Source organism: Streptomyces sp. JB150 (assembly GCF_011193355.1).
Taxonomy (GTDB): domain Bacteria; phylum Actinomycetota; class Actinomycetes; order Streptomycetales; family Streptomycetaceae; genus Streptomyces.
This window is the reverse complement of record NZ_CP049780.1, coordinates 1,715,764-1,739,658: the sequence shown is the minus strand read 5'-3', so window position 1 is coordinate 1,739,658 and position 23,895 is coordinate 1,715,764. Positions and strand designations below refer to the sequence as shown.

Genomic DNA, 23,895 nt, shown 5'->3' with positions numbered 1-23,895 from the left:
CGATCACGGCGTCGCCGGTGGGTACAGGGCGCGCGGCAGCCGGGAGGCCGCCGCCGCGTCCAGGAGCCACAGGGTGCGGGAGCGGCCCCGGGCGCCCGCGGCCGGGGCCTGCACCTCGCCCGCGCCGGACAGGGCGATGGCCGCGGCCTGTGCCTTGTCCTCACCGGCCGCCAGCAGCCACACCTCGCGGGCCGCCCGGATCGCCGGGAGGGTGAGGGTGACACGGGTCGGCGGGGGCTTGGGCGCGCCGCGCACGCCGACCACCGTGCGCTCGGTCTCGCGCACCGCGGGCAGCTCCGGGAAGAGCGAGGCCACGTGCGTGTCCGGGCCGACGCCGAGCATCAGCACGTCGAACGCCGGGACCCCGCCGTGGTTTTTCGGGCCGGCCGCGCGGGCCAGCTCCTCGGCGTAGGCGGCGGCCGCCGCGTCCACGTCGGAGCCGTACGGGCCGTCCGAGGCGGGCATCGCGTGGACCCGCTCCGGGTCCAGCGGCACGGAGTCCAGCAGGGCCTCGCGGGCCTGGGTGACATTGCGGTCCGGGTCGCCCTCGGGCAGGAACCGCTCGTCACCCCACCACAGGTCCAGCCGCGACCAGTCGACCGCGTCCCGCGCGGGCGCGGCGGCCAGGGCGGCCAGCACGCCGTTGCCGTTGCGGCCGCCGGTGAGGACCACCGACGCCGAGCCGCGCGAGGCCTGCGCGTCCACGATCCTCGTGATCAGCCGGGCCGCCGCGGCCTGCGCCATCAGCTCCTTGTCGCGGTGCACGACCAGCTGCGGAGTGCTCACTTCGCCGCCGCCTTCTTCGCCGGAGCCTTGCGGGTGGCCTTCTTCGCGGGGGCCTTCGCGGCCTCCTCGACGGGTTCGGGGACCGCCACCGGTGCGTCGGTCGCGACCGGGTCGGCCCCGTCCTCCGCCTCCGGCTCCTCGGAGGGCTCCGGCGTCTGGGAAGACTCCGGGTCCTTGGAGGACTTCGGCTTCCTGGAAGGCTCGGGCTCCTCGGAGGACTCCGGCTGCTCCGCGCCCGCCGCCGTCAGCCGCTCCACCCCGAACCGCAGCGCCGACGCGTACGTGTCGTCCGGGTCCAGCCGCCGCAGCTCCTCCGCGATCAGCTCGGCCGTCTCACGCCGCTTCAGCGCCACCGCGCGGGCCGGCTGGCCCTTGATGGACAGGGTCGCCAGCGAACCGTCGGCGCGGTCCAGGACGATCGGGCCGCAGTCGGTGTCCATGCGGACCGCGGTCAGACCGGGCCCGGCCGACACCGAGCGCCGCACCGGCACGCCCAGCCGGTCCGCGAGCCACATCGCCAGCAGTTCACAGCTCGGGTTGAACTCCTCGCCCTCGACCTCGACGCCCTGCACCTCGCACACGACCTGGTCCAGCGCCGCGGCCAGCATCGAACGCCAGGGCGTGATGCGGGTCCACGACAGGTCCGTGTCGCCGGGGGTGTAGGTCTGCGCGCGGGCGGTGAGGTCCCGCACCGGGTCCTCGGCCGCGTAGGTGTCGGTGACCCGGCGCTGGCCCAGCGCGCCCAGCGGGTCGTTCGCCGGGTCCAGGGGCGCGTTGACCGGCCACCACACGACCACGGGGGCGTCGGGCAGCAGCAGCGGCAGCACCACCGACTGGGCGTGGTCGGCCACGTCTCCGTACAGGCGGAGCACCACCGTCTCGCCCGTGCCGGCGTCCGCGCCGACCCGCACCTCGGCGTCCAGGCGGGACTGGGTGCGGTCGCGCGGGGTGCGCGAGACCCGCTTGATGACCACGAGGGTGCGCGAGGGGTGCTCGCGCGAGGCGTCGTTCGCGGCCTTCAGGGCGTCGTACGCGTTCTCCTCGTCGGTGACGATGACCAGCGTGAGCACCATGCCGACGGCGGGGGTGCCGATGGCCCGGCGCCCCTGCACCAGCGCCTTGTTGATCTTGCTGGAGGTGGTGTCCGTGAGGTCTATCTTCATGGCCGGCGCCAGCTCCGTCCGTCTCGCTCCAGCATCTCGTCGGCCTCGACGGGACCCCAGGTGCCGGCCGGGTACTGGGCCGGCTTGCCGTTGTGGTCCCAGTACTCCTCGATCGGGTCGAGGATCTTCCAGGACAGCTCGACCTCCTCGGTGCGCGGGAAGAGGTTCGAGTCGCCGAGCAGCACGTCCAGGATCAGCCGCTCGTACGCCTCCGGGCTGGACTCGGTGAAGGACTCGCCGTAGGCGAAGTCCATCGACACGTCCCGGATCTCCATCGACGTGCCCGGCACCTTCGAGCCGAACCGGACCGTGACGCCCTCGTCGGGCTGGACGCGGATCACGATCGCGTTCGAGCCCAGTTCCTCCGTCGCCGTGGTGTCGAAGGGGGAGTGCGGGGCGCGCTGGAAGACGACCGCGATCTCCGTCACCCGGCGGCCCAGGCGCTTGCCGGTGCGCAGGTAGAAGGGGACGCCCGCCCAGCGGCGGTTGTCGATGCCCAGCTTGACGGCCGCGTAGGTGTCGGTCCTGGAGCCGGGGTCGATGCCCTCCTCCTCCAGGTAGCCGCGCACCTGCGCGCCGCCCTGCCAGCCCGCCGTGTACTGGGCGCGCACGGTGTCACGGCCCAGGTCCTTCGGCAGCCGCACCGCGCCGAGCACCTTGGTCTTCTCGGCGGCCAGCGCGTCCGCGTCGAAGGAGGCGGGCTCCTCCATCGCGGTCAGCGCGAGCAGCTGCAGCAGGTGGTTCTGGATGACGTCCCGGGCGGCGCCGATGCCGTCGTAGTAGCCGGCCCGGCCGCCGATGCCGATGTCCTCGGCCATCGTGATCTGCACATGGTCCACGAACGACCGGTTCCAGATCGGCTCGAACATCGTGTTCGCGAACCGCAGCGCCAGGATGTTCTGGACGGTCTCCTTGCCCAGGTAGTGGTCGATCCGGAACACCTGGTCCGGCGCGAACACCTCGTGGACGACCTTGTTCAGCTCCTCCGCCGACCTCAGGTCGTGACCGAACGGCTTCTCGATGACCGCGCGCCGCCAGGAGCCGCCGGTCTGGTCGGCCAGGCCGTGCTTCTTCAGCTGCTGGATGACCACCGGGAAGGAGCGCGGCGGCACGGACAGATAGAAGGCGAAGTTGCCGCCGGTGCCCTGGGCCTTGTCCAGTTCCTCGATCGTGGCGCGCAGCTTCTCGAACGCCTCGTCGTCGTCGAAGGTGCCCTGGACGAACCGCATGCCCTGGATGAGCTGCTGCCAGACCTCCTCGCGGAAGGGGGTGCGGGCGTGTTCCTTGACGGCGTCGTGGACCTCCTGCGCGAAGTCCTCGTGCTGCCACTCGCGGCGGGCGAAGCCCACCAGCGAGAAGCCCGGCGGCAGCAGACCCCGGTTGGCGAGGTCGTAGACGGCGGGCATCAGCTTCTTGCGTGACAGATCGCCCGTGACGCCGAAGATGACCAGGCCCGACGGCCCCGCGATGCGCGGGAGCCGTCGGTCTGCGGGGTCACGAAGCGGGTTCGCTCCTGTGACAGAGGGAGACAAGGGGTCAGCCCTCCGCGGGGGCGAGGCGCTTCAGCTCGGCCTCGGTCGACGCCAGCAGGTCGTTCCAGGACGCCTCGAACTTCTCGACGCCCTCGTCCTCCAGGAGCTGCACCACCTCGTCGTACGAGATCCCGAGCTCCGCGATCGCGTCCAGGTCGGCGCGGGCCTGCTCGTAGGTGCCCGCGACGGTGTCGCCGGTGATCTGCCCGTGGTCCTCGGTGGCCAGCAGGGTGGCCTCCGGCATGGTGTTCACGGTGTTCGGGGCGACCAGCTCGTCCACGTACAGCGTGTCCTTGTACGCCGGGTCCTTCACACCGGTCGACGCCCACAGCGGACGCTGCTTGTTGGCGCCGGCGCTCTCCAGCTTGCTCCAGCGGTCGGAGGAGAAGACCTCCTCGTACGCCTGGTAGGCGAGCCGGGCGTTGGCGAGGGCGGCCTTGCCGCGCAGCGCCTTGGCCTCGTCGGTGCCGAGCGCGTCGAGCCGCTTGTCGATCTCGGTGTCCACGCGGGACACGAAGAAGGACGCCACGGAGTGGATCTGCGAGAGGTCGAGACCCTTCTCCTTCGCCTTCTCCAGGCCGGAGAGGTAGGCGTCCATGACCTTGCGGTAGCGCTCCAGCGAGAAGATCAGCGTGACGTTGACGCTGATGCCGTTGCCGATCACTTCGGTGATCGCGGGCAGGCCCGCCTCGGTCGCCGGGATCTTGATCAGCGTGTTGGGGCGGTCCACCAGCCAGGCCAGCTGCTTGGCCTCGGCGACGGTCGCCTTGGTGTTGTGCGCGAGGCGCGGGTCGACCTCGATCGACACCCGGCCGTCCTGGCCGCCGGTCGCGTCGTAGACCGGGCGCAGGATGTCGGCGGCGTCCCGGACGTCCGCCGTGGTGATCATGCGGATGGCCTCTTCGACCGTCACCTCGCGGGCGGCGAGGTCGGACAGCTGCTGGTCGTAGCCGTCGCCGCTGCTGATCGCCTTCTGGAAGATGGTCGGGTTGGTGGTGACGCCCACGACGTGCTGCTGGTCGATCAACTCCGCGAGGTTGCCGGAGGTGATCCGCTTGCGCGACAGGTCGTCCAGCCAGATCGCGACGCCTTCCTCGGAGAGGCGCTTGAGTGCGTCTGTCATGGGAATTGCATCTCCTACGTGTCGTATATGAGCGTCAGCGCTGGGCGGCGGCGAGCGATTCCCGGGCCACGGCGGCCACGTTGTCCGCGGTGAAGCCGTACTCGCGGAAGAGGACCTTGCCGTCGGCGGAGGCACCGAAGTGCTCCAGGGAGACGATCCGGCCCGCGTCACCGACGTACTTGTGCCAGGTCAGACCGATACCGGCCTCGACCGCGACACGCGCCTTCACGTGCGGCGGCAGGACGCTGTCCCGGTACCCCTGGTCCTGCTCCTCGAACCACTCGACGGACGGCATCGACACCACGCGGGTCGGCACGCCCTCGGCCTGGAGCGCCTCGCGCGCCTCGACGGCCACGTGCACCTCGGAACCGGTCGCGATCAGGATGACCTGCGGCTCGCCGCCTTCGGCCTCGAACAGCACGTAGCCGCCCCTGGCCGCGTCCTCGTTCGGCTCGAACGTCGGCACGCCCTGACGGGTCAGCGCCAGACCGTGCGGCTGCCCCTTGCCGAACTCCTTCGTGTACCGCTTGAGGATCTCGCGCCAGGCGATGGCGGTCTCGTTGGCGTCGGCCGGGCGGACCACGTTCAGGCCCGGGATGGCGCGCAGCGCGGCCAGGTGCTCGACCGGCTGGTGGGTCGGGCCGTCCTCGCCGAGGCCGATGGAGTCGTGCGTCCACACGTACGTCACCGGCAGGTGCATCAGCGCGGACAGGCGCACGGCGTTGCGCATGTAGTCGGAGAACACCAGGAAGGTGCCGCCGTAGACGCGGGTGTTGCCGTGCAGCGCGATGCCGTTCATCTCCGCGGCCATGGCGTGCTCGCGGATGCCGAAGTGGATCGTGCGGCCGTACGGGTTCGCCTCCGGCAGCGGGTTGCCCTCCGGGAGGAACGACGACGTCTTGTCGATCGTCGTGTTGTTCGAACCGGCCAGGTCGGCGGAGCCGCCCCACAGCTCGGGGATGACCTCGCCCAGCGCCTGGAGCACCTTGCCGGAGGCGGCACGGGTGGCGACGCCCTTGCCGGGCTCGAAGACCGGGATCTTATCCTCCCAGCCGGCCGGCAGCTCACCCTTGGCGATGCGGTCGAACTCGGCCGCGCGCTCCGGGTTGCTGTTGCGCCACTCCTGGAAGGACTTCTCCCACTCGGCCTTGGCCTGGCGGCCCCGCTCCAGGGCCTTGCGGGTGTGCTCGATGACCTCGTCGGCGACCTCGAAGGTCTTCTCCGGGTCGAAGCCGAGGACGCGCTTGGTGGCCGCGACCTCCTCGTCGCCCAGCGCCGAGCCGTGCGCGGCCTCGGTGTTCTGCGCGTTCGGGGCGGGCCAGGCGATGATCGAGCGCATGGCGATGAAGGACGGCTTGTCCGTGACCTTCTTGGCCTCCTGGATCGCGGCGTAGATCGCCTTGGGGTCCAGGTCGCCGTTGGCCTGCGGCTCGACGCGCTGGACGTGCCAGCCGTAGGCCTCGTAGCGCCCCACGGTGTCCTCGGAGACGGCCGTCTCGGTGTCGCCCTCGATCGAGATGTGGTTGTCGTCCCACAGCAGGATCAGGTTGCCGAGCTTCTGGTGGCCGGCGAGCGAGGACGCCTCGGCGGAGATGCCCTCCTGGAGGCAGCCGTCACCGGCGATGCAGTAGACGTAGTGGTCGAAGGGGGACTCCCCGGCGGGGGCCTCCGGGTCGAACAGACCGCGCTCGTAGCGGGCGGCCATGGCCATGCCGACGGCGTTGGCGACACCCTGGCCCAGCGGACCGGTCGTCGTCTCCACGCCCGTGGTGTGGCCGTACTCGGGGTGGCCCGGGGTCTTGGAGCCCCAGGTCCGGAAGGCCTTCAGGTCGTCCAGCTCCAGGCCGAAGCCGGCCAGGTACAGCTGGGTGTACAGGGTCAGGGACGAGTGTCCCGCGGACAGCACGAACCGGTCGCGGGCGACCCAGTCGGCGTCCGCCGGGTCGTGCCGCATCACCTTCTGGAAGAGGGTGTAGGCGGCCGGCGCCAGGCTCATCGCCGTACCCGGATGGCCGTTGCCAACCTTCTGTACGGCGTCGGCGGCCAGGACGCGGGCGGTGTCCACGGCCCGCTGGTCCAGCTCGGTCCACTCGAGGTCTGTGGTGGTCGGCTTGGTGCTCACCCTGGGTCAGGGCTCCTCTCCACATGTCGAATGCCGGTGTGGGCGTACACCGACCGCCGGTGCACTCCGCGCCCACCGGCCGCTGTCGAGCCTACCCCCGCGAGTACGTCCATTTTTTCGAGTCATTACAGACTGCCGGGACTCGCGGGAATCCGCCTCCTGACCGGGCCGTACCGGCTTCGCCAAGTGAATACGGAAGCGCTCATCTGACCGTTCGGCCGCCGCTTGTTCCACAGTGCCCCAGTGCTCATCCGAGCGTGTGTCCGAGCGCCCGGTCCGCGCCCCGGACGGCCCCGCCGGCAGGCGCCCGTCCCCGGGGCGGAGCACGCCGTCCAACACGACCCCACCCCCGCGAAGATCCGGGGTATGGGCAACGTCTACAGTGGCGTGGTACGCGCGAGCCTTTACCGCGACTTCACACGGGGAGGCTTGCTGGGATGTCTCTGTCAGGGGTGTGCGTGACGGCCGTTGAATCCCGTCCTGCGGGGGTAATCGGGACGAGCCAGAGCCCGACCCACCGGCCGTTCGGGGCCCGTGTGAAGGCGTTCGTGGCGCTGACCAAGCCGCGGATCATCGAGCTGCTGCTCATCACCACCGTGCCGGTGATGTTCCTCGCCGAGCAGGGCGTGCCGGACATGGGTCTGGTGCTGCTGACCTGTATCGGCGGGTACCTCTCGGCCGGCGGCGCGAACGCGCTGAACATGTACATCGACCGCGACATCGACGCGCTGATGGACCGCACCTCGCAGCGTCCGCTGGTCACCGGAATGGTCAGCCCGCGCGAGTGCCTGGCCTTCGGCATCACCCTCGCGGTGGTCTCCACGCTGCTGTTCGGCCTCACCGTCAACTGGCTGTCGGCCTGGCTCTCCCTCGGCGCGCTCCTCTTCTACGTCGTCGTCTACACGATGATCCTCAAGCGGCGCACCGCGCAGAACATCGTCTGGGGCGGCATCGCCGGCTGCATGCCGGTGCTGATCGGCTGGACGGCCGTGAAGGACTCGCTGTCCTGGGCGCCCGTCATCCTCTTCCTGGTCATCTTCTTCTGGACCCCGCCGCACTACTGGCCGCTGTCCATGAAGGTCAAGGAGGACTACGCCCGCGTCGGCGTGCCGATGCTGCCGGTCATCGCCTCCAACAAGGTCGTCGCCCGGCAGATCGTGATCTACAGCTGGGTCATGGTCGCCGTCTCGCTCCTGCTCACCCCGCTCGGCTACACCGGCTGGTTCTACACGGCGGTCGCGCTGGCCGCGGGCGGCTGGTGGCTGTGGGAGGCGCACGCGCTGCAGAACCGGGCGAAGGCCGAGGTCACCGGCGCGAAGCTGAAGGAGATGCGGCTGTTCCACTGGTCCATCACCTACGTCTCGCTGCTCTTCGTCGCGGTGGCGGTCGACCCCTTCCTGCGCTGACGCTCCCGCACCGGCCGTCCGGCACCCCGCACGCTGACGTACGTCACAGCGGCCTGCCCTCGCCAGTCGATCTACCGCTGAGTAGCATCCTGGCCATGGCAGACACGCAGCAGGTTGACGCGAAGGCCGAGCGCACGGTGGCGAAGCTGGCCCGGCGCATCACCGCCTTCTCCAAGGAACACGGCGGCGCCGAGGGCCAGGTGGCCTACCTCGGCCAGCGCGGCGCCCGCATCGTCCTCGTCGGCGAGGACGGCGGCTGGGGCGACGTCGTCGCCCCCTCGTACGCGATCGCCGAGCAGGCCGTCGCCAAGGCCGGGATCACCGTCCACGAGGCCTTCGACGGAGAGTTCGCCGCCAAGGTCAAGACCGGCCCGTACGAGTGGTCCCGGATGGCGGGCATCCAGATCGGCGGCCCCTCGAACCCCTGACCGACGGCCGAGTGTCGTCGGCGGTTCGCACCGGGTGTGCGGGCGCGGTACCCGACACCCGGTTCACCCGTTAGGACTCGTAGGAGTACGCGGTCCAGTCACGGGAGTCCCGGATGATCGAAACGCCGTCCCTCGTGGACCAGTACTGCCACGGTGTACTGAGAACGGAGCTGGGTCTCGGCACCTTCGAGACCCAGCTGGCCCGCACCGAGGGACCGCCCGCCCCGGGCACCACCCTGTTCGACACCCAGACCGGGTTCGCGGTACGGCGCTGGTGCCCGCCCCTGCTCGGCCTGGAACCGCACTGCCCGCCCGCCCGCTACCTCGCCCGGCGCCGGGAACTGGGCGTCCTGGAGGCCGGCCGGCGGCTGCTGCGCGGCAGCGGCATCACCACCTACCTCGTCGACACCTCACTGCCCGGCGACCTCACCGGACCCGACGAGCTGGCCTCCGCCGCGGCCGCCGAGGCGCGGGAGATCGTCCGGCTGGAGCCGCTGGCCGAGCAGGTCGCGGACACCTCCGGCACCGTCGAGTCGTTTCTCGCCAACCTCGCCGAGTCGGTGCACGCCGCCGCCGCGAGCGCCGTCGCCTTCACCTCCGTGGCCGGCGTACGGCACGGCCTCGCGCTCGCGCCCGAGCCGCCCGGCCCGGGGGAGGTGCGCGGCGCGGCGGGCCGCTGGCTGGCGGCACGGCCGGTCGGCGGGGAGCTGAGCGACCCGGTGCTGCTGCGGCACCTGCTGTGGAGCGCGGTCGCCACCGGCCGCCCGCTCCAGCTGCACGCCGGGCTCGGCGAACCGGGACTGCGGATCGACCGCACGGACCCCGTGCTGCTCACCGACTTCGTCCGGGCGACCGCGGGCCTGGGCACCGACCTCGTCCTGCTGTACGGCTACCCGTACCACCGGCACGCCGCCCATCTCGCCGGGGTCTTCCCGCACGTCTACGCCGACTCCGGCGCCGCCCTGGCGCGCACCGGCGCCCGCGCGGCCACCGTCCTCGCCGAGATACTGGAACTCGCCCCGTTCGGCAAGATCCTCTTCTCCAGCGGCGGCAAGGGCCTGCCCGAGCTGCACGTCGTGGGCGCCCGCCTCTTCCGCGAGGCCCTGGCCAGGGTGCTCGGCGGCTGGGTCGCCGAGGGTGCCTGGTCGCTCACGGACGCCCAGCGCGTGGCGGGCATGATCGCCGCGGGGAACGCCCGACGGGTGTACGGGCTGGACTGAGCCGGCTCACGCGCCGGGGACTCGGCTCGGGCAGTGACCGGAGCGAGGCAGTGGCCGCGGTCAGGTCGGGGCCGCGGTCAGCTCGGGGCCGCGGTCAGGTCGTGGCCAGCGTTCGGGCCGGCTGTTCCGGGAGGTCCGCCGGGGAGCCCTCGGGCCGCTCCCGCAGCGACAGCAGCAGCCGCAGCGTCCCGATCCACACCACACAGGAGCCGAGCATGTGGGCGCCGACCAGGACCTCGGGCAGGTCCGTGAAGTACTGCACGTAGCCGACCACGCCCTGCGCCAGCAGGACGACGAACAGCTCCCGGGTCCGGTTCAGCGGACCGCGCGGCGCGTCCACCGCCCTCAGCACGAACCACAGCGCGAACGTCAGCGTCACCACGACCCACGCCAGCACGGCGTGCAGCTTGGTGACCATCTCCCAGTCCACCGGCATCCGCGGCACGTCACTGGAGTCACCCGCGTGCGGGCCCGCGCCGGTGACCACCGTGCCGACGGCGATCAGCGCCACCGTGACCCCGACCAGCACCCACACCAGCTGCCGCACCGACGCGCCGACCAGCGGCCGCGGCTCCCCGTCGCCCTCGCGGGTGCGCTGCCACATCACCGTGGCGACCGCGATCAGCGCGGAGGACAGCAGGAAGTGGGCGGCGACCGTGTACGGGTTCAGCCCGACCAGCACGACGATGCCGCCGAGGATCGCGTTGCCCATCACGACCCAGAACTGGGCCCAGCCGAGCCGGGTCAGACCGCGCCGCACCGGCTTCTGCGAGCGCGCCGCGATGATCGCCCAGCCGACGGCGGCGCACAGCACGTACGTCAGCATCCGGTTGCCGAACTCGATGGCGCCGTGCAGGCCCATCTCGCGCGTCGCGGTGAGCGAGTCGTCCGTGCACTTCGGCCAGGTCGGGCAGCCCAGCCCGGAGCCGGTGAGCCGGACCGCGCCGCCGGTGACCACGATGACCACCGACATGACGAGCGCGGCGAGAGCCGCCCGCTGCACCGTCCGGGGATCCGGGGTCCAGCGCGCGGCGATGAAGGCGAGCGGGTTGCGCAACGCCGCTTCGGCGTCGGCGCGGGTCAGCTTTGGCACGGACACCATCGTAGGGGGCCGCTTGTGCACGAATTCACGTGGGGCGGGTGCAGGGCCGTTCGCCCAGGTCAGGCCTCCGCCGGAGGACCGCCGAGCGCGGCGAGCCGGGCCCGCGCGTCGGCGGTGACCGGGTGGCCGGGGCCGTACGCCCGCTCATAGCGCCGTACGGCGTCGCCGAGTACGGCCGTGGCCCGCTCCCGTTCGCCCCGGGCGGCCAGTGTCGCGGCCAGGTCGCACTCGGCGTCGGCCACGTAGGGATGCTCGGCGCCCATCGCGGCCGCGGCCATCCTGCGGGCCTCGGTCAGACACGCGTACGACTCCTCCAGCGCGCCCGTGTCGCGGTGCAGCCGGCCCAGCCGGATCAGCGTCCCGACGACGTCGGGGTGGTCACCGAGCGGGCCGCGGACCGCGAGGGCGTGCCGCAGCGCGGTGTGCGCCTCCTCCGTACGGCCGAGGCGGCGCAGCGCCTCACCGAGGTGGTTGTCGACATCGGCGACGGCCGGGTGGTCCTCGTCGTGCGCGGCGGTGAGCAGGGCGCGGGCGCGCACCAGGTCGTCGTGGGCCCGGCGCGGCTCCCCCCGGTCGAGGGCGATGAGGGCGAGGTGCTTGTGCGCGGTGGCCAGGTCGACGGGACGGGTGCCCGGGGTGGCCTCGCGTACCGCCAGGGCGCGCCGGTAGCAGTCCCGGGCCGCGTCCAGGTCGCCGCGGCGCCACTGGGCGTCGCCCAGCACCATCAGACAGGCGGCGGTGTCCGGGTGGTCCTCACCGCGGGCGCGCGTGGTCACTTCCAGGGCCCGCCGGGCGGTGTCCAGGGCCTGCGCGAAGAGCCCCTGCTCGCGTTCGATCCGGCTCAGCCACAGCAGCTGGCGGGCCACCCGTGGGTGGTCGGGGCCGAAGTGGCCGGTGAGCAGCCGTACGGCCCGGTCGGCGCAGCGGTGGGCGTCGTCGAGGGCGGCCAGCGCGTAGTGGGTGCGGCCCAGGGCCGCCACCGTGCCGGCGAGGTGGGTCGGGTCGCCGTCCGCGTCGGCCTCCTGGACGTCCACGGACCGCCCGAGCAGTTCCAGAGCGTGGCCGTAGTCGCCGCGGACGTGCAGGTAGGTGCCCGCGCGGTGCAGCAGGCGGCCCAGCGCGGCCGGTTCGCCAGTGCCGCTCGCGCCGCCGTGCCGGACCACCGACAGCACGTGCGGCAGGAGCCGGGCACACTCCGGCCGGCGGTGCGGGTCGGCCGGGTCCGCGGGGAACGCGGATTCCACCAGCAGGACGGCGGCATCGGCATGCCACCGGTGCCCGGCAGCGTCCAGGGTGGAGCGCAGATGGTCCTGGATCTGCCGGGAGACCCCGAGGTCGCCGTGGTCGTCGGCACGGATCAGGGAGAAGGACAGCAGGGGGCGCAGCAGGGCGTTGACCGCGAGATCGCCGCTCAGCCGGTCGCGCAGCGGCGGTGGCAGGGCGTGGGCGTGGTCGGTGAGCAGCGCGCGGGGGACGCGGTCGGCGGCCAGGAAGGCGAGCAGCAGGGCGAGCGAGCGGGCGTGCGGCTGCTGCTCGCAGGCCCGCTCCAGCGCCATGGTCCAGGTCGCGGTCATCTCCGGCCGGTACCAGGACTCCTGCGACAGCAGGGGCGCCGACGAGGGCTGCCGCTGCAGGACCCGCTCGAACTCGGCGAGGGTGGTGCCGGTCTCCTGGGTGTAGGCGGCGGCCTGCTCCAGCACGAGGGGCAGGCGGCCGAGCGCGCGGGCCACGGTGCCGGCGGTGGCCGCGGAGGTGCGGTGGTCGTTGCTGCGTCTGCGCAGGAAGGCGACGGCGTCCGCCTCGTCGAACACGTCCAGCGCGACGATGTCCGTGATCCGGCCGCCGGGCCAGGTGCGCACGTACGAGGTGATCAGTACGTCCCCGTTGGTGAGCGGCGGCCAGCAGGCGTCCAGGTCGGCCGCGTCCACGGCGTTGTCGAAGACCAGCAGCCAGCGCCGCCGGGCACCGAGTGCCCGCCACAGGGCGCCGAGCGTGACGGCCGGATCGTCGTCCACGGGCACGTCGAGGCGCCGTGCGAGCAGGGTGAGCGCGTCGAGGATCTGCACCCGTGACTCGGCCCGGACCCACCAGATGGTGTCGTAGTGCGACGCGAAGCGGTGGCCGTACTCGACGGCGACCTGGGACTTGCCGACCCCGCCGACGCCCACCACCGCGCACGAGCGGGCCGCGGTGACCGGATGCGGTCCGAGGAAGAGGGCGCCGACCCGGTCCAGGACGTCGGAGCGGTCGGTGAACAGGACATTGCGCGGCGGAAGGTTGGTCACGGCCGCGTCGAGCCCGGGGCAGGGCGGAAGCCGCGGGCCGTCGGCGGGCCCGCCGACGGGAGGACTGACGGGGGCGAGCGCGTCGAGCCGGTCCAGGAGCCGGCCCGCGGCGGCCTCCCGGGGCAGTCCGGCCAGGCTCAGCAGGGTCTCCTCCATCGCGCCGGCCGGGACGGCGCACTCCTCGACGCACAGGTACAGGTGCGGGCCGGCGGGGACGGGCGGCGCCGGCCAGGCGGCGGTCGCGGCGGAGACCAGCACCACGGTCAGCGCGGTCTCGCGCGGCCCCGACGGCCGCTCCTCCCACGGCTCCCAGACCGCCTGGCGACCCGAGAGCTCCAGGACGTCCGTCAGCCAGGCCGCCCACGTGGCGTCGCCGGAGACGGCGCGCACCGCCACCCGGGGGCGCGGCGGGACGGCCGGCGGTGACGGCTGCGGGGCCGGATGCCCGGCGTCCCGTGGCACGGTGAGGACGACGGCACCGGCGGCCGCGACGGCGGATGCGGCGGCCGCGGGGTAGCGCCACCACTCGTCACCGGGGAGCGTGGCGAGCGCGGTCGCGTAGCTGCCCAGCGCGGCGGGCACGCCGATCAGCCAGGGCCACCCCCGTCGCCACAGCCGGCTGCGCGCGGCCCCTTCGGCCGGGCCCGTCTCCCCCATGACGCGCTCCCCTCAACGTCCCTGCGGCACCCGGGAATTGTCTCGGATCCGGTCAGTCTGCCACCCAGTGGTGAAGGTCCGGCAGCAGTTTCGGATCGAGGGGCGCCGACACCCGGAACTCGTGGACGGCGGCGCCCGGCCCGGTCGCGACCAGGCGCAGCAGCGCGACGAGGCGGTGGTTGCCGTCGAGTACCAGACGCCGGCCCTCGCCGAGGTCCAGCGTGGGCAGGCACAGCCGCAGCGGGGCCTCGGCGAGGGCGCGCTCGAAGTGGCCGACCCGGTGGCGCTGTTCCTCGGTGAGACCCTGACCGGTGCGGGCGAGGTCGGCGCTGTTCAGCGGGCGGGCGTCGGCCGCCCGGTAGTCGGTGGGGCGGCCGGCCGGGTCCGCGTACCAGGGGGCGTAGTACGCGTACGGCGGCGGCAGCCGGTCCAGGGCATGGTCCTCACGGACGACACGGACGGCTCCCGTCCGGTGCAGGGCGGCCAGCCGCGGCCAGTCGAGGGCGACCCGGACGCCGTCACGGCCGGGCGCGCCCCGGACGCCGTCGCGGTCGGGCGCGAACAGCCGCCGGAACGCGTTCCAGGAGACCACCCGCGCTGCCATGCCCTCACCCCTCCGGTGGGCCGGTGCCGTCCGGCGGGCGGCCGCGCCGGGCTCACTCCCAGCGGAACAGCTTCCCTGCCGCCGCCAGGCCCGCGGCCGCCCATACCGCGAGGATCCCCAGGTTCCCCCAGGGCATGCCCGCGCCGTGCTGCAGGACGTCGCGCAGCCCGTCCGACAGTGCGGAGATGGGCAGCAGCGCGAGGGCGTCCTGCGCGGCCGGCGGGAACTTGTCGAGCGGCACGATCACCCCGCCGCCGACGAGCAGCAGCAGGAACACCAGGTTGGCGGCGGCCAGCGTCGCCTCCGCCTTCAGCGTGCCCGCCATCAGCAGCCCCAGCCCGGAGAACGCGGCCGTGCCGAGGACGAGCAGCAGCAGGACGGCGAGCGGGCTGCCGTGCGGCGACCAGCCCAGCGCGAACGCGATCGCCGTCACCAGGAGCACCTGGAGCACCTCGGTGACCAGCACGGACACCGTCTTGGCGGTCATCAGGCCCCAGCGCGGCAGCGGCGAGGACGCCAGCCGCTTCAGCACGCCGTAGCGGCGTTCGAAGCCGGTGGCGATGGCCTGTCCGGTGAACGCGGTCGACATCACGGCGAGCGCCAGGATGCCGGGGGCGAGGAAGTCGACGGCCTTCCCCTCGCCGGTGTCGACGATGTCGACGGTGCCGAACAGGACGAGCAGCAGGGTCGGGATGATCACCGTCAGCAGCAGCTGCTCGCCGTTGCGCAGGAGCATCCGCGTCTCCAGCGCGGCCTGCGCGGCGATCATGCGGGGGAGCGGCGCGGCGCCGGGCTTCGGGGCGTAGGTCCCGGTGGACGTGGTCACGAGCGCAGCTCCTTGCCGGTCAGCTCCAGGCTGTGCTTTTCCGGGGGACAACCCCCGGACCCCCGGCCGGTCTTCTCGCGGGGTCCGTTCACGAGCGCAGCTCCTTGCCGGTCAGCTCCAAAAAAACGTCTTCGAGGGTGTGCCGTTCGACGGAGATCCGGTCCGGCATCACCCCGTGCTGCGCGCACCAGGAGGTCACCGTCGCCAGCAGTTGCGGATCGACCTTGCCGACGACCCGGTAGGAGCCGGGCGTCAGCTCGGCGGCCGCGCAGTCCGCGGGCAGCGCCTTGAGCAGCGAGCCGACGTCGAGGCCGGGGCGGCCGGTGAAGCGCAGGGTGTTCTCGGCGCCGCCGCGGCACAGCTCCTCGGGCGAGCCCTGGGCGATGACCTTGCCCGCGTCGATGATCGCGACGTCGTCGGCGAGCTGTTCGGCCTCGTCCATGTAGTGGGTGGTGAGGATGACGGAGACGCCGTCGGCGCGCAGGTCGCGGACCAGGTCCCAGGTGGCGCGGCGGGCCTGCGGGTCGAGTCCGGCGGTCGGTTCGTCGAGGAAGACCAGCTCGGGGCGGCCCACGACGGCCATCGCGAGGGCGAGCCGCTGCTGCTGCCCGCCGGACAGCCGCCGGTACGCCGTGCGGCCGCACGAGCCGAGGCCGAGCCGTTCGATGAGGGCGTCCACGTCGAGGGGGTGGGCGTGCAGCCGGGCCACGTGGCGCAGCATCTCGTCGGCCCGCGCGCCGGAGTAGACGCCGCCGGACTGGAGCATCACGCCGATGCGCGGGCGCAGCTCGCGGGACTGGCGGACCGGGTCGAGGCCCAGGACACGCACCGTGCCGGAGTCCGGCTTCCGGTACCCCTCGCAGGTCTCGACCGTGGTCGTCTTGCCCGCCCCGTTGGGCCCGAGGACGGCGGTGACGCCGGCCCGGGCCACCAGGTCGAGGCCGTCCACCGCGGTCTTGTCGCCGTACCGCTTCACCAGGGCCTGGACCTGGACCACGGGCTCGTTTCGCATGTCTCCAGAGTCTAGGGACGCGGGCGGCGGCTCAGACCGGCGGGTGGGAGAAGTCCTCCTCATGGGGCCGGTGCAGCGGCAGCCAGCGCTCGGCGTAGGCCACCGCGTCCGCCACGGGGAACAGCCGCACCTCGGCCGCGCCCGCCGTGCCGCGCAGGACCGGGCGGTCCCGTTCGAAGTCGTGGCCCAGCTCGTCGAACCGGTCCGAGGAGATCGACACCTCGGTCAGGGTCTCCCAGCCCCCGGGCCCCGGCCGGCCCACCTCGACGAGCGGGCCCGGTATGCGGTACTCGGCCAGGTGGAAGGCGGTGCAGGAGTCGTAGCCCGCGCCGAGCAGCAGGACGCGGGCGCCGATCGCCTCCAGCTTCGCCAGCGGGCTGCGCTCGCCGAGCCGGCAGTCGGGCGCGTGCCCCTCGGTGATCTCCGCGGCGCGCGGTCCGAGCGCCGCGAAGGAGGTGTGAGGGTGCGCGCTGCGCAGGGCGCCGGGCCAGGTGCGCACGGTCTCCGGGATCACGCCGACGCCCCGGGTCGGCGTGAGGCGCGGGTCGTACGCGGGCATGGTGGCCCGGACCGCCGGCCACCACTCCTCGGGAACGGGCGGGTTCGACCACACGGCCGGGTCGGAGAGGTCCGCGGTCTGGGTGGGGACGACGAGGGTGCCTCGCGGGCCGAGCGCGTCGAGCAGGGCCTGGACCACGGCGACCGCCCCGCCGTTGACCCAGCCGAGGGAGCTGAGCGAGGAGTGCACGAGCAGGGTCTCGCCGGGGCGCACACCGCAGCCGAGCAGGTCGGCGCGGAGGCTGTCGCGGGTGACGAGAGGGCCGGTGGGAGGGGGTGTGGGCATGGTGGGTGAGTGTCCCGGACGGGGTCCGGCGCCGCCACCGATTTGATCACCCCCCTGGCCTGGGGTTTGATCGATCAAAGATCGTTTCCGCAGGTCAGCTTAGGCCTACCTAAGTGACGTAGGGCACCGTCCGGCGATCCGGACGCCGCTTGTCACGCTCTGAGGAATTACGCAACAATGGCGTTGTGAAAAACGTCGGCGCGGCTCGGGAGACCCCCACGGGGACCCCGCAGGAGGAACTCGCGACCGGGGAGCGCTCGACGCGCAACCGGGTCGCGCGGTCGATCCTGGACCACGGTCAGTCGACCGTCGCCGAACTCGCCGGCCGGCTCGGCCTCACCCAGGCCGCCGTCCGCCGGCACCTGGACGCGCTGGTCGCCGACGGTGTCGTCGAGGCCCGCGAGCGGCGGGTGTACGGCGCCCGCACCCGGGGCCGCCCCGCCAAGGTGTTCGCGCTCACCGACTGCGGCCGGGACGCCTTCGACCAGTCGTACGACAAGCTCGCCATGGACGCCCTGCGCTGGATCGCCGAGCGCGAGGGCGGCGGTGAGGCGGTCGCCGCCTTCGCCCGCGCCCGGATCGCCGCCCAGTCCGCCGCCTACCGCGCGGCGGTCGAGCAGGCGGACCCCGAGAAGCGGACCGAAGCCCTGGCCAAGGCCTTGAGCGCGGACGGGTACGCTGCTACCGCGCGCAGCGCGCCCACCGGCGAGCAGCTGTGCCAGCACCACTGCCCGGTCGCCCACGTCGCCGAGCGGTTCCCGCAGCTGTGCGAAGCCGAGACGGAATTTTTCGCCGAGCTGCTCGGTACACACGTACAGCGGCTGGCCACGATCGCCCACGGCGACGGCGTCTGCACCACGTTTATCCCGAAGACTTCCAAGACCACTCAGAACGCATCTGCAAGCACGGCCGGGAGGAACCCCGCATGACTCTCCCCACGGAGACTGCCCACCCTGAGCTCGAGGGCCTGGGCAAGTACGAATACGGCTGGGCCGACTCCGACGAGGCCGGTGCCGCTGCACGGCGCGGTCTGAACGAGGACGTCGTCCGCGACATCTCGGGCAAGAAGTCCGAGCCGGAGTGGATGACCAAGCTGCGCCTGAAGGGCCTGAAGCTCTTCGAGAAGAAGCCCATGCCGAACTGGGGCTCGGACCTGTCGGGCATCGACTTCGACAACATCAAGTACTTCGTGCGCTCCACCGAGAAGCAGGCCGCTTCCTGGGAGGAGCTGCCCGAGGACATCAAGAACACCTACGACAAGCTGGGCATCCCGGAGGCCGAGAAGCAGCGCCTCGTCGCCGGTGTCGCCGCCCAGTACGAGTCGGAGGTCGTCTACCACCAGATCCGCGAGGACCTGGAGGAGCAGGGCGTCATCTTCCTGGACACCGACACGGCGCTCAAGGAGCACCCGGAGCTGTTCAAGGAGTACTTCGGCACGGTCATCCCGGCCGGCGACAACAAGTTCGCCGCGCTGAACACCGCCGTGTGGTCCGGCGGCTCCTTCATCTACGTCCCGCCGGGCGTCCACGTCGAGATCCCGCTGCAGGCCTACTTCCGCATCAACACGGAGAACATGGGCCAGTTCGAGCGGACCTTGATCATCGTCGACGAGGGTGCCTACGTGCACTACGTCGAGGGCTGCACCGCCCCGATCTACAAGTCGGACTCGCTGCACTCCGCGGTCGTCGAGATCATCGTCAAGAAGAACGCCCGCTGCCGCTACACGACCATCCAGAACTGGTCGAACAACGTCTACAACCTGGTCACCAAGCGCGCCGTGGCGTACGAGGGCGCGACCATGGAGTGGATCGACGGCAACATCGGCTCCAAGGTGACGATGAAGTACCCGGCCGTCTACCTGATGGGCGAGCACGCCAAGGGCGAGACCCTGTCCATCGCCTTCGCCGGCGAGGGCCAGCACCAGGACGCCGGCGCCAAGATGGTCCACATGGCCCCGAACACCTCGTCCAACATCGTCTCCAAGTCGGTGGCGCGCGGCGGTGGCCGGACCTCCTACCGCGGTCTGATCGAGATCGGTGAGGGCGCCCCGGGCTCCAAGTCCAACGTGCTCTGCGACGCGCTGCTGGTCGACACGATCTCCCGCTCGGACACCTACCCGTACGTCGACGTCCGCGAGGACGACGTGTCCATGGGCCACGAGGCGACCGTCTCCAAGGTCTCCGAGGACCAGCTCTTCTACCTGATGAGCCGCGGCCTGTCCGAGGACGAGGCGATGGCGATGATCGTGCGCGGCTTCGTCGAGCCGATCGCCAAGGAGCTGCCCATGGAGTACGCCCTCGAGCTCAACCGGCTGATCGAGCTGCAGATGGAAGGCGCGGTCGGCTAGTCACCGGCCGACGACCTCCATCAGGCCCCTTACGCAACGGAAAGCGAGCACTACGACAGCCATGGCTGAGGCCCAGAACATCCCCGTGGGTTCCACCACCGCGGGCTCGATCGCGGTCGCCGCGGAGTCGACCGTCGTCTCCCGCATGAGCGCCCCGCCCTCCTACGACGTCGCGGACTTCCCGGTCCCGCACGGCCGGGAGGAGGAGTGGCGGTTCACCCCGCTGGAGCGCCTGCGCGGCCTGCACGACGGCACCGCCGTCGCCACCGGTGACGGCGTGAAGGTCACCGTCGACGCCCCCGAGGGCGTCACCGTCGAGACCGTCGGCCGCGACGACGCGCGGCTCGGCAAGGCGGGCATCCCGGTGGACCGCGTCGCCGCCCAGGCCTACTCCGCCTTCGAGAAGGCCTCCGTCGTGACCGTGCCGAAGGAGACCGTCCTCACCGAGCCGGTCCGCATCGCCGTGCACGGCCAGGGCGGGGTCGCCTTCGGCCACCAGGTGATCGAGCTGGGCGCCTTCGCCGAGGCCGTCGTCGTCATCGACCACACCGGTGACGCGGTGCTCGCCGCCAACATCGACTTCGTCCTCGGTGACGGCGCCAAGCTGACCGTCGTCTCCGTGCAGGACTGGGACGACAAGGCCGTCCACGTCGGCCAGCACAACGCGCTGATCGGCCGCGACGCCTCCTTCAAGTCGGTCGTCGTCACCTTCGGCGGCGACGTCGTGCGCCTCCACCCGCGCGTGACGTACGCCGGCCCCGGCGGCGAGGCCGAGCTGTTCGGCCTGTACTTCACCGACGCCGGCCAGCACCAGGAGCACCGCCTGCTGGTCACCCACAACGTGCCGCACTGCAAGTCCAACGTCGTCTACAAGGGCGCGCTGCAGGGCGACGAGGCGCACGCCGTGTGGATCGGCGACGTCCTGATCGAGGCCGCGGCCGAGGGCACGGACACCTACGAGATGAACCGCAACCTCGTCCTCACGGACGGCGCGCGCGTCGACTCGGTGCCGAACCTGGAGATCGAGACCGGCGAGATCGTCGGCGCCGGGCACGCCTCCGCCACCGGCCGCTTCGACGACGAGCAGCTCTTCTACCTGATGGCCCGCGGTATCCCGGAGCACGAGGCCCGCCGCCTCGTCGTCCGCGGCTTCTTCGCCGAGCTGGTCCAGCAGATCGGCGTCGCGGACATCGAGGAGCGTCTGCTCGCGAAGATCGAAGAGGAGCTGGAGGCGTCGGTCGCATGACGTTCGTACGCGCCTGCGGGCTGAGCGAGCTGGAGGAGGACACCCCGAAGCGGGTGGAACTCGACGGCACGCCGGTCTCGGTCGTCCGTACCGAGGGGGAGGTGTTCGCGATCCACGACATCTGCTCCCACGCGAACGTCTCGCTCTCCGAGGGCGAGGTGGAGGACTGCCAGATCGAGTGCTGGCTGCACGGCTCCGCGTTCGACCTCCGCACCGGCAAGCCGTCCGGCCTTCCCGCGACGCGCCCCGTCCCCGTATACCCCGTAAAGATCGAAGGGGACGACGTGCTCGTCTCCCTCACCCAGGAGTCCTGAGGCACCCATGGCAACGCTTGAAATCCGAGACCTGCACGTCACCGTCGAGGCCGACAACGCCACGAAGGAAATCCTCAAGGGCGTCGACCTCACCGTGAAGCAGGGCGAGACGCACGCCATCATGGGCCCCAACGGCTCGGGCAAGTCGACGCTCGCGTACTCCCTCGCGGGTCACCCGAAGTACACGATCACCGGCGGCACCGTCACCCTGGACGGCGAGGACGTCCTGGAGATGTCCGTCGACGAGCGTGCCCGCGCGGGCCTGTTCCTGGCGATGCAGTACCCGGTCGAGGTCCCCGGCGTCTCGGTCTCCAACTTCCTGCGCACCTCCGCCACCGCCATCCGCGGCGAGGCCCCCAAGCTGCGCACCTGGGTGAAGGAGGTCAAGGAGGCCATGGAGCGCCTCAACATGGACCCGTCCTTCGCCGAGCGCAACGTCAACGAGGGCTTCTCCGGCGGTGAGAAGAAGCGCCACGAGATCCTCCAGCTGGAGCTGCTGAGGCCGAAGGTCGCGATCCTCGACGAGACCGACTCCGGCCTGGACGTCGACGCGCTGCGCATCGTCTCCGAGGGCGTGAACCGCGTCCGCGAGACCGGCGAGGTCGGCACCCTGCTGATCACGCACTACACGCGCATCCTGCGCTACATCAAGCCCGACTTCGTCCACGTCTTCTCCGGCGGCCGCATCGTCGAGTCCGGCGGCGCCGAGCTCGCCGACAAGCTGGAGAACGAGGGCTACGAGGCTTACACGAAGGGTGGCGCATCCGCGTGACACAGCTGCCGGGCCTCCTCGACACCGAGGCGATCCGCAAGGACTTCCCGATCCTCGACCGGGTGCTGCACGACGGCAAGAAGCTCGTGTACCTGGACAACGCGGCGACCTCCCAGACCCCGCGCCAGGTCATCGACGTCCTCGATGAGTACTACGAACAGCACAACGCCAACGTGCACCGCGGCGTGCATGTGCTGGCCGAGGAGGCCACGGCGCTGTACGAGGGCGCGCGCGACAAGGTCGCCGCGTTCATCAACGCGCCCAGCCGCAACGAGGTGATCTTCACCAAGAACGCCTCGGAGTCGCTGAACCTCGTGGCCAACATGCTCGGCTGGGCCGACGAGCCCTACCGGGTGGACGCGGACACCGAGATCGTCATCACGGAGATGGAGCACCACTCCAACATCGTGCCGTGGCAGCTGCTCGCGCAGCGCACGGGCGCGAAGCTGAAGTGGTTCGGCCTCACCGACGACGGCCGCCTCGACCTGTCGAACATCGACGAGATCATCACGGAGAAGACGAAGATCGTCTCCTTCGTGCTGGTGTCGAACATCCTCGGCACCCTCAACCCGGTCGAGGCGATCGTGCGCCGCGCCCAGGAAGTCGGCGCGCTGGTCTGCGTCGACGCCTCCCAGGCCGCCCCGCACATGCCGCTGGACGTCCAGGCCCTGCAGGCCGACTTCGTGGCCTTCACCGGCCACAAGATGTGCGGCCCGACCGGCATCGGCGTCCTCTGGGGCCGCCAGGAGCTGCTGGAGGACCTTCCCCCCTTCCTCGGCGGCGGCGAGATGATCGAGACGGTGTCGATGCACTCGTCGACGTACGCCCCCGCCCCGCACAAGTTCGAGGCGGGCACCCCGCCGATCGCGCAGGCGGTCGGCCTCGGGGCGGCGATCGACTACCTGAACTCGATCGGGATGGACAAGATCCTCGCCCATGAGCACGCGCTGACGGAGTACGCCGTCCAGCGCCTGACGGAGGTCCCCGACCTGCGGATCATCGGCCCGGCCACGGCCGAGGACCGCGGCGCGGCCATCTCCTTCACGCTCGGCGACATCCACCCGCACGACGTGGGCCAGGTCCTCGACGAGCAGGGCATCGCCGTCCGGGTCGGTCACCACTGCGCCCGCCCGGTCTGCCTCCGCTACGGAATTCCCGCGACCACGCGAGCGTCGTTCTATCTGTACTCCACGCCGGCCGAGATCGACGCTCTGGTGGACGGCCTGGAGCACGTACGGAACTTCTTCGGCTGAGGGGCGTGCTGACAGGTGAAACTGGACTCCATGTACCAGGACGTCATCCTGGACCACTACAAGAACCCGCACGGGCGGGGCTTGCGGGATGGCGACGCCGAGGTGCACCACGTGAACCCCACGTGCGGTGACGAGATCACGCTGCGCGTGAAGTACGACGGCACCACCATCAGCGACGTCTCGTACGAGGGCCAGGGCTGCTCGATCAGCCAGGCCTCGGCCTCCGTGCTGAACGAACTGCTGGTCGGCAAGGACCTCTCCGAGGCGCGGCGGATCCAGGAGACCTTCCTGGAGCTGATGCAGTCCAAGGGGAAGGTCGAGCCCGACGACGCGATGGAGGAGGTGCTGGAGGACGCGGTCGCGTTCGCCGGCGTCTCCAAGTACCCGGCCCGGGTGAAGTGCGCCCTCCTCAGCTGGATGGCGTGGAAGGACGCGACGGCCCAGGCGCTGGGCGCCGACGCCGAAAGGAAGACGGCATGAGCGAGACCGTGGAGATGAAGCCGGCCTCGGAGGAGGAACTCCGCGAGGCCCTGATGGACGTCGTCGACCCCGAACTGGGCATCGACGTCGTCAACCTCGGCCTGATCTACGGCATCCACATCGACGACTCGAACGTGGCCACCGTCGACATGACCCTGACCTCGGCGGCCTGCCCGCTGACCGACGTCATCGAGGACCAGGCCAAGTCCGCCACGGACGGCCTCGTCAGCGAGCTGCGCATCAACTGGGTCTGGATGCCGCCGTGGGGCCCGGACAAGATCACGGACGACGGGCGCGAGCAGCTGCGGGCGCTGGGGTTCAACGTCTGACGCGCGCCGCATACGGCTGTTCACGGTGGCCCCCGGCGTACTCG

General features: G+C 71.7%; 22 protein-coding genes. 11 read left to right on the top strand and 11 right to left on the bottom strand.

Annotated features, from left to right (window positions below):
- Positions 1-3: 3 nt before the first annotated feature.
- The 5 genes from pgl to tkt are packed head-to-tail and all read right to left on the bottom strand — an operon-like array spanning position 4 to position 6,726.
- A complete protein-coding gene (pgl, locus tag G7Z13_RS08205; RefSeq protein WP_165997407.1) occupies positions 4-786 on the bottom strand; it encodes a 6-phosphogluconolactonase in 783 nt (260 codons plus the stop codon).
- Positions 783-1,949 carry a glucose-6-phosphate dehydrogenase assembly protein OpcA gene (gene opcA / locus G7Z13_RS08200; RefSeq protein WP_165997405.1) on the bottom strand — a complete coding sequence of 389 codons (1,167 nt, stop codon included), beginning with the start codon at positions 1,947-1,949 and terminating at the stop codon, positions 783-785. The genes pgl and opcA overlap by 4 nt, the downstream gene beginning before the upstream one ends.
- Positions 1,946-3,481, bottom strand: coding sequence for a glucose-6-phosphate dehydrogenase (gene zwf / locus G7Z13_RS08195; protein WP_165997403.1), 1,536 nt, complete (start codon positions 3,479-3,481; stop codon positions 1,946-1,948). The genes opcA and zwf overlap by 4 nt, the downstream gene beginning before the upstream one ends.
- Positions 3,482-3,485: 4 nt before the next feature.
- On the bottom strand, positions 3,486-4,604 hold the full coding sequence (gene tal / locus G7Z13_RS08190; protein WP_165997401.1) for a transaldolase: 1,119 nt from the start codon (positions 4,602-4,604) through the stop codon (positions 3,486-3,488).
- Positions 4,605-4,638: 34 nt separating this feature from the next.
- On the bottom strand, positions 4,639-6,726 hold the full coding sequence (gene tkt, locus G7Z13_RS08185; protein ID WP_165997399.1) for a transketolase: 2,088 nt from the start codon (positions 6,724-6,726) through the stop codon (positions 4,639-4,641).
- A 452-nt stretch (positions 6,727-7,178) separates the two neighbouring features.
- Here tkt and G7Z13_RS08180 point away from each other — a divergent pair, with 452 nt between their 5' ends.
- From G7Z13_RS08180 to G7Z13_RS08170, 3 genes are all read left to right on the top strand, one after another.
- Positions 7,179-8,132 (top strand): heme o synthase, encoded by a 954-nt coding sequence (locus G7Z13_RS08180; RefSeq protein WP_166004760.1) that lies wholly within the window; start codon positions 7,179-7,181, stop codon positions 8,130-8,132.
- A 95-nt stretch (positions 8,133-8,227) separates the two neighbouring features.
- Positions 8,228-8,560 carry a hypothetical protein gene (locus G7Z13_RS08175; RefSeq protein ID WP_165997398.1) on the top strand — a complete coding sequence of 111 codons (333 nt, stop codon included), beginning with the start codon at positions 8,228-8,230 and terminating at the stop codon, positions 8,558-8,560.
- Positions 8,561-8,673: 113 nt separating this feature from the next.
- Positions 8,674-9,780 (top strand): amidohydrolase family protein, encoded by a 1,107-nt coding sequence (locus G7Z13_RS08170; RefSeq protein WP_165997396.1) that lies wholly within the window; start codon positions 8,674-8,676, stop codon positions 9,778-9,780.
- A gap of 94 nt (positions 9,781-9,874) precedes the next feature.
- Here the strand turns inward: G7Z13_RS08170 and G7Z13_RS08165 are convergent, their stop codons facing one another.
- From G7Z13_RS08165 to G7Z13_RS08140, 6 genes are all read right to left on the bottom strand, one after another.
- A complete protein-coding gene (locus G7Z13_RS08165) occupies positions 9,875-10,882 on the bottom strand; it encodes a COX15/CtaA family protein (RefSeq protein ID WP_165997394.1) in 1,008 nt (335 codons plus the stop codon).
- A 59-nt stretch (positions 10,883-10,941) separates the two neighbouring features.
- Positions 10,942-13,824, bottom strand: coding sequence for an FxSxx-COOH system tetratricopeptide repeat protein (gene fxsT / locus G7Z13_RS08160; protein ID WP_165997392.1), 2,883 nt, complete (start codon positions 13,822-13,824; stop codon positions 10,942-10,944).
- Between the two features lie 52 nt (positions 13,825-13,876).
- A complete protein-coding gene (locus G7Z13_RS08155; protein ID WP_165997390.1) occupies positions 13,877-14,428 on the bottom strand; it encodes a hypothetical protein in 552 nt (183 codons plus the stop codon).
- Between the two features lie 52 nt (positions 14,429-14,480).
- The gene (locus G7Z13_RS08150) at positions 14,481-15,197 is read right to left on the bottom strand and encodes an ABC transporter permease (RefSeq protein WP_240926472.1); all 717 of its coding nucleotides are present in this window, start codon (positions 15,195-15,197) and stop codon (positions 14,481-14,483) included.
- Between the two features lie 145 nt (positions 15,198-15,342).
- On the bottom strand, positions 15,343-16,266 hold the full coding sequence (locus tag G7Z13_RS08145) for an ABC transporter ATP-binding protein (RefSeq protein ID WP_165997386.1): 924 nt from the start codon (positions 16,264-16,266) through the stop codon (positions 15,343-15,345).
- A gap of 31 nt (positions 16,267-16,297) precedes the next feature.
- Positions 16,298-17,110 (bottom strand): AAC(3) family N-acetyltransferase, encoded by an 813-nt coding sequence (locus G7Z13_RS08140; RefSeq protein ID WP_165997385.1) that lies wholly within the window; start codon positions 17,108-17,110, stop codon positions 16,298-16,300.
- A gap of 185 nt (positions 17,111-17,295) precedes the next feature.
- Between G7Z13_RS08140 and G7Z13_RS08135 the strand changes: the two genes are divergently transcribed.
- The 8 genes from G7Z13_RS08135 to G7Z13_RS08100 all read left to right on the top strand — a co-directional run bounded on the left by G7Z13_RS08135 (position 17,296) and on the right by G7Z13_RS08100 (position 23,851).
- Positions 17,296-18,039 (top strand): metalloregulator ArsR/SmtB family transcription factor, encoded by a 744-nt coding sequence (locus G7Z13_RS08135; RefSeq protein ID WP_165997383.1) that lies wholly within the window; start codon positions 17,296-17,298, stop codon positions 18,037-18,039.
- Complete coding sequence (gene sufB, locus G7Z13_RS08130; protein WP_165997381.1) at positions 18,036-19,457, top strand: Fe-S cluster assembly protein SufB; 1,422 nt, start codon at positions 18,036-18,038, stop codon at positions 19,455-19,457. The genes G7Z13_RS08135 and sufB overlap by 4 nt, the downstream gene beginning before the upstream one ends.
- 61 nt (positions 19,458-19,518) lie before the next feature.
- Positions 19,519-20,703: a Fe-S cluster assembly protein SufD gene (sufD, locus tag G7Z13_RS08125; RefSeq protein WP_165997380.1), complete on the top strand. Its 1,185-nt coding sequence runs from the start codon at positions 19,519-19,521 to the stop codon at positions 20,701-20,703.
- Positions 20,700-21,017, top strand: coding sequence for a non-heme iron oxygenase ferredoxin subunit (locus tag G7Z13_RS08120; protein WP_004002164.1), 318 nt, complete (start codon positions 20,700-20,702; stop codon positions 21,015-21,017). The genes sufD and G7Z13_RS08120 overlap by 4 nt, the downstream gene beginning before the upstream one ends.
- 7 nt (positions 21,018-21,024) lie before the next feature.
- The gene (sufC, locus tag G7Z13_RS08115; protein WP_165997378.1) at positions 21,025-21,789 is read left to right on the top strand and encodes a Fe-S cluster assembly ATPase SufC; all 765 of its coding nucleotides are present in this window, start codon (positions 21,025-21,027) and stop codon (positions 21,787-21,789) included.
- A complete protein-coding gene (locus G7Z13_RS08110) occupies positions 21,786-23,042 on the top strand; it encodes a cysteine desulfurase (RefSeq protein WP_165997377.1) in 1,257 nt (418 codons plus the stop codon). The genes sufC and G7Z13_RS08110 overlap by 4 nt, the downstream gene beginning before the upstream one ends.
- A 15-nt stretch (positions 23,043-23,057) precedes the next feature.
- Positions 23,058-23,522 (top strand): Fe-S cluster assembly sulfur transfer protein SufU, encoded by a 465-nt coding sequence (gene sufU, locus G7Z13_RS08105; RefSeq protein WP_165997375.1) that lies wholly within the window; start codon positions 23,058-23,060, stop codon positions 23,520-23,522.
- Positions 23,519-23,851, top strand: a complete 333-nt coding sequence (locus tag G7Z13_RS08100) for a metal-sulfur cluster assembly factor (RefSeq protein ID WP_073942328.1) — start codon at positions 23,519-23,521, stop codon at positions 23,849-23,851. The genes sufU and G7Z13_RS08100 overlap by 4 nt, the downstream gene beginning before the upstream one ends.
- Positions 23,852-23,895 lie beyond the last annotated feature (44 nt).

Excerpts from the sequence above, each read along its gene's own strand:
- opcA (WP_165997405.1), bottom strand. The coding sequence starts at position 1,949 with ATGAAGATAGACCTCACGGACACCACCTCCAGCAAGATCAACAAGGCG.
- sufD (WP_165997380.1), top strand. The coding sequence starts at position 19,519 with ATGGCTGAGGCCCAGAACATCCCCGTGGGTTCCACCACCGCGGGCTCG.
- G7Z13_RS08155 (WP_165997390.1), bottom strand. The coding sequence starts at position 14,428 with ATGGCAGCGCGGGTGGTCTCCTGGAACGCGTTCCGGCGGCTGTTCGCG.
- G7Z13_RS08175 (WP_165997398.1), top strand. The coding sequence starts at position 8,228 with ATGGCAGACACGCAGCAGGTTGACGCGAAGGCCGAGCGCACGGTGGCG.
- G7Z13_RS08145 (WP_165997386.1), bottom strand. The coding sequence starts at position 16,266 with ATGCGAAACGAGCCCGTGGTCCAGGTCCAGGCCCTGGTGAAGCGGTAC.
- G7Z13_RS08100 (WP_073942328.1), top strand. The coding sequence starts at position 23,519 with ATGAGCGAGACCGTGGAGATGAAGCCGGCCTCGGAGGAGGAACTCCGC.
- G7Z13_RS08170 (WP_165997396.1), top strand. The coding sequence starts at position 8,674 with ATGATCGAAACGCCGTCCCTCGTGGACCAGTACTGCCACGGTGTACTG.
- G7Z13_RS08140 (WP_165997385.1), bottom strand. The coding sequence starts at position 17,110 with ATGCCCACACCCCCTCCCACCGGCCCTCTCGTCACCCGCGACAGCCTC.
- sufB (WP_165997381.1), top strand. The coding sequence starts at position 18,036 with ATGACTCTCCCCACGGAGACTGCCCACCCTGAGCTCGAGGGCCTGGGC.
- sufC (WP_165997378.1), top strand. The coding sequence starts at position 21,025 with ATGGCAACGCTTGAAATCCGAGACCTGCACGTCACCGTCGAGGCCGAC.
- G7Z13_RS08150 (WP_240926472.1), bottom strand. The coding sequence starts at position 15,197 with ATGATCGCCGCGCAGGCCGCGCTGGAGACGCGGATGCTCCTGCGCAAC.
- G7Z13_RS08165 (WP_165997394.1), bottom strand. The coding sequence starts at position 10,882 with ATGGTGTCCGTGCCAAAGCTGACCCGCGCCGACGCCGAAGCGGCGTTG.
- G7Z13_RS08120 (WP_004002164.1), top strand. The coding sequence starts at position 20,700 with ATGACGTTCGTACGCGCCTGCGGGCTGAGCGAGCTGGAGGAGGACACC.
- fxsT (WP_165997392.1), bottom strand. The coding sequence starts at position 13,824 with ATGGGGGAGACGGGCCCGGCCGAAGGGGCCGCGCGCAGCCGGCTGTGG.
- tal (WP_165997401.1), bottom strand. The coding sequence starts at position 4,604 with ATGACAGACGCACTCAAGCGCCTCTCCGAGGAAGGCGTCGCGATCTGG.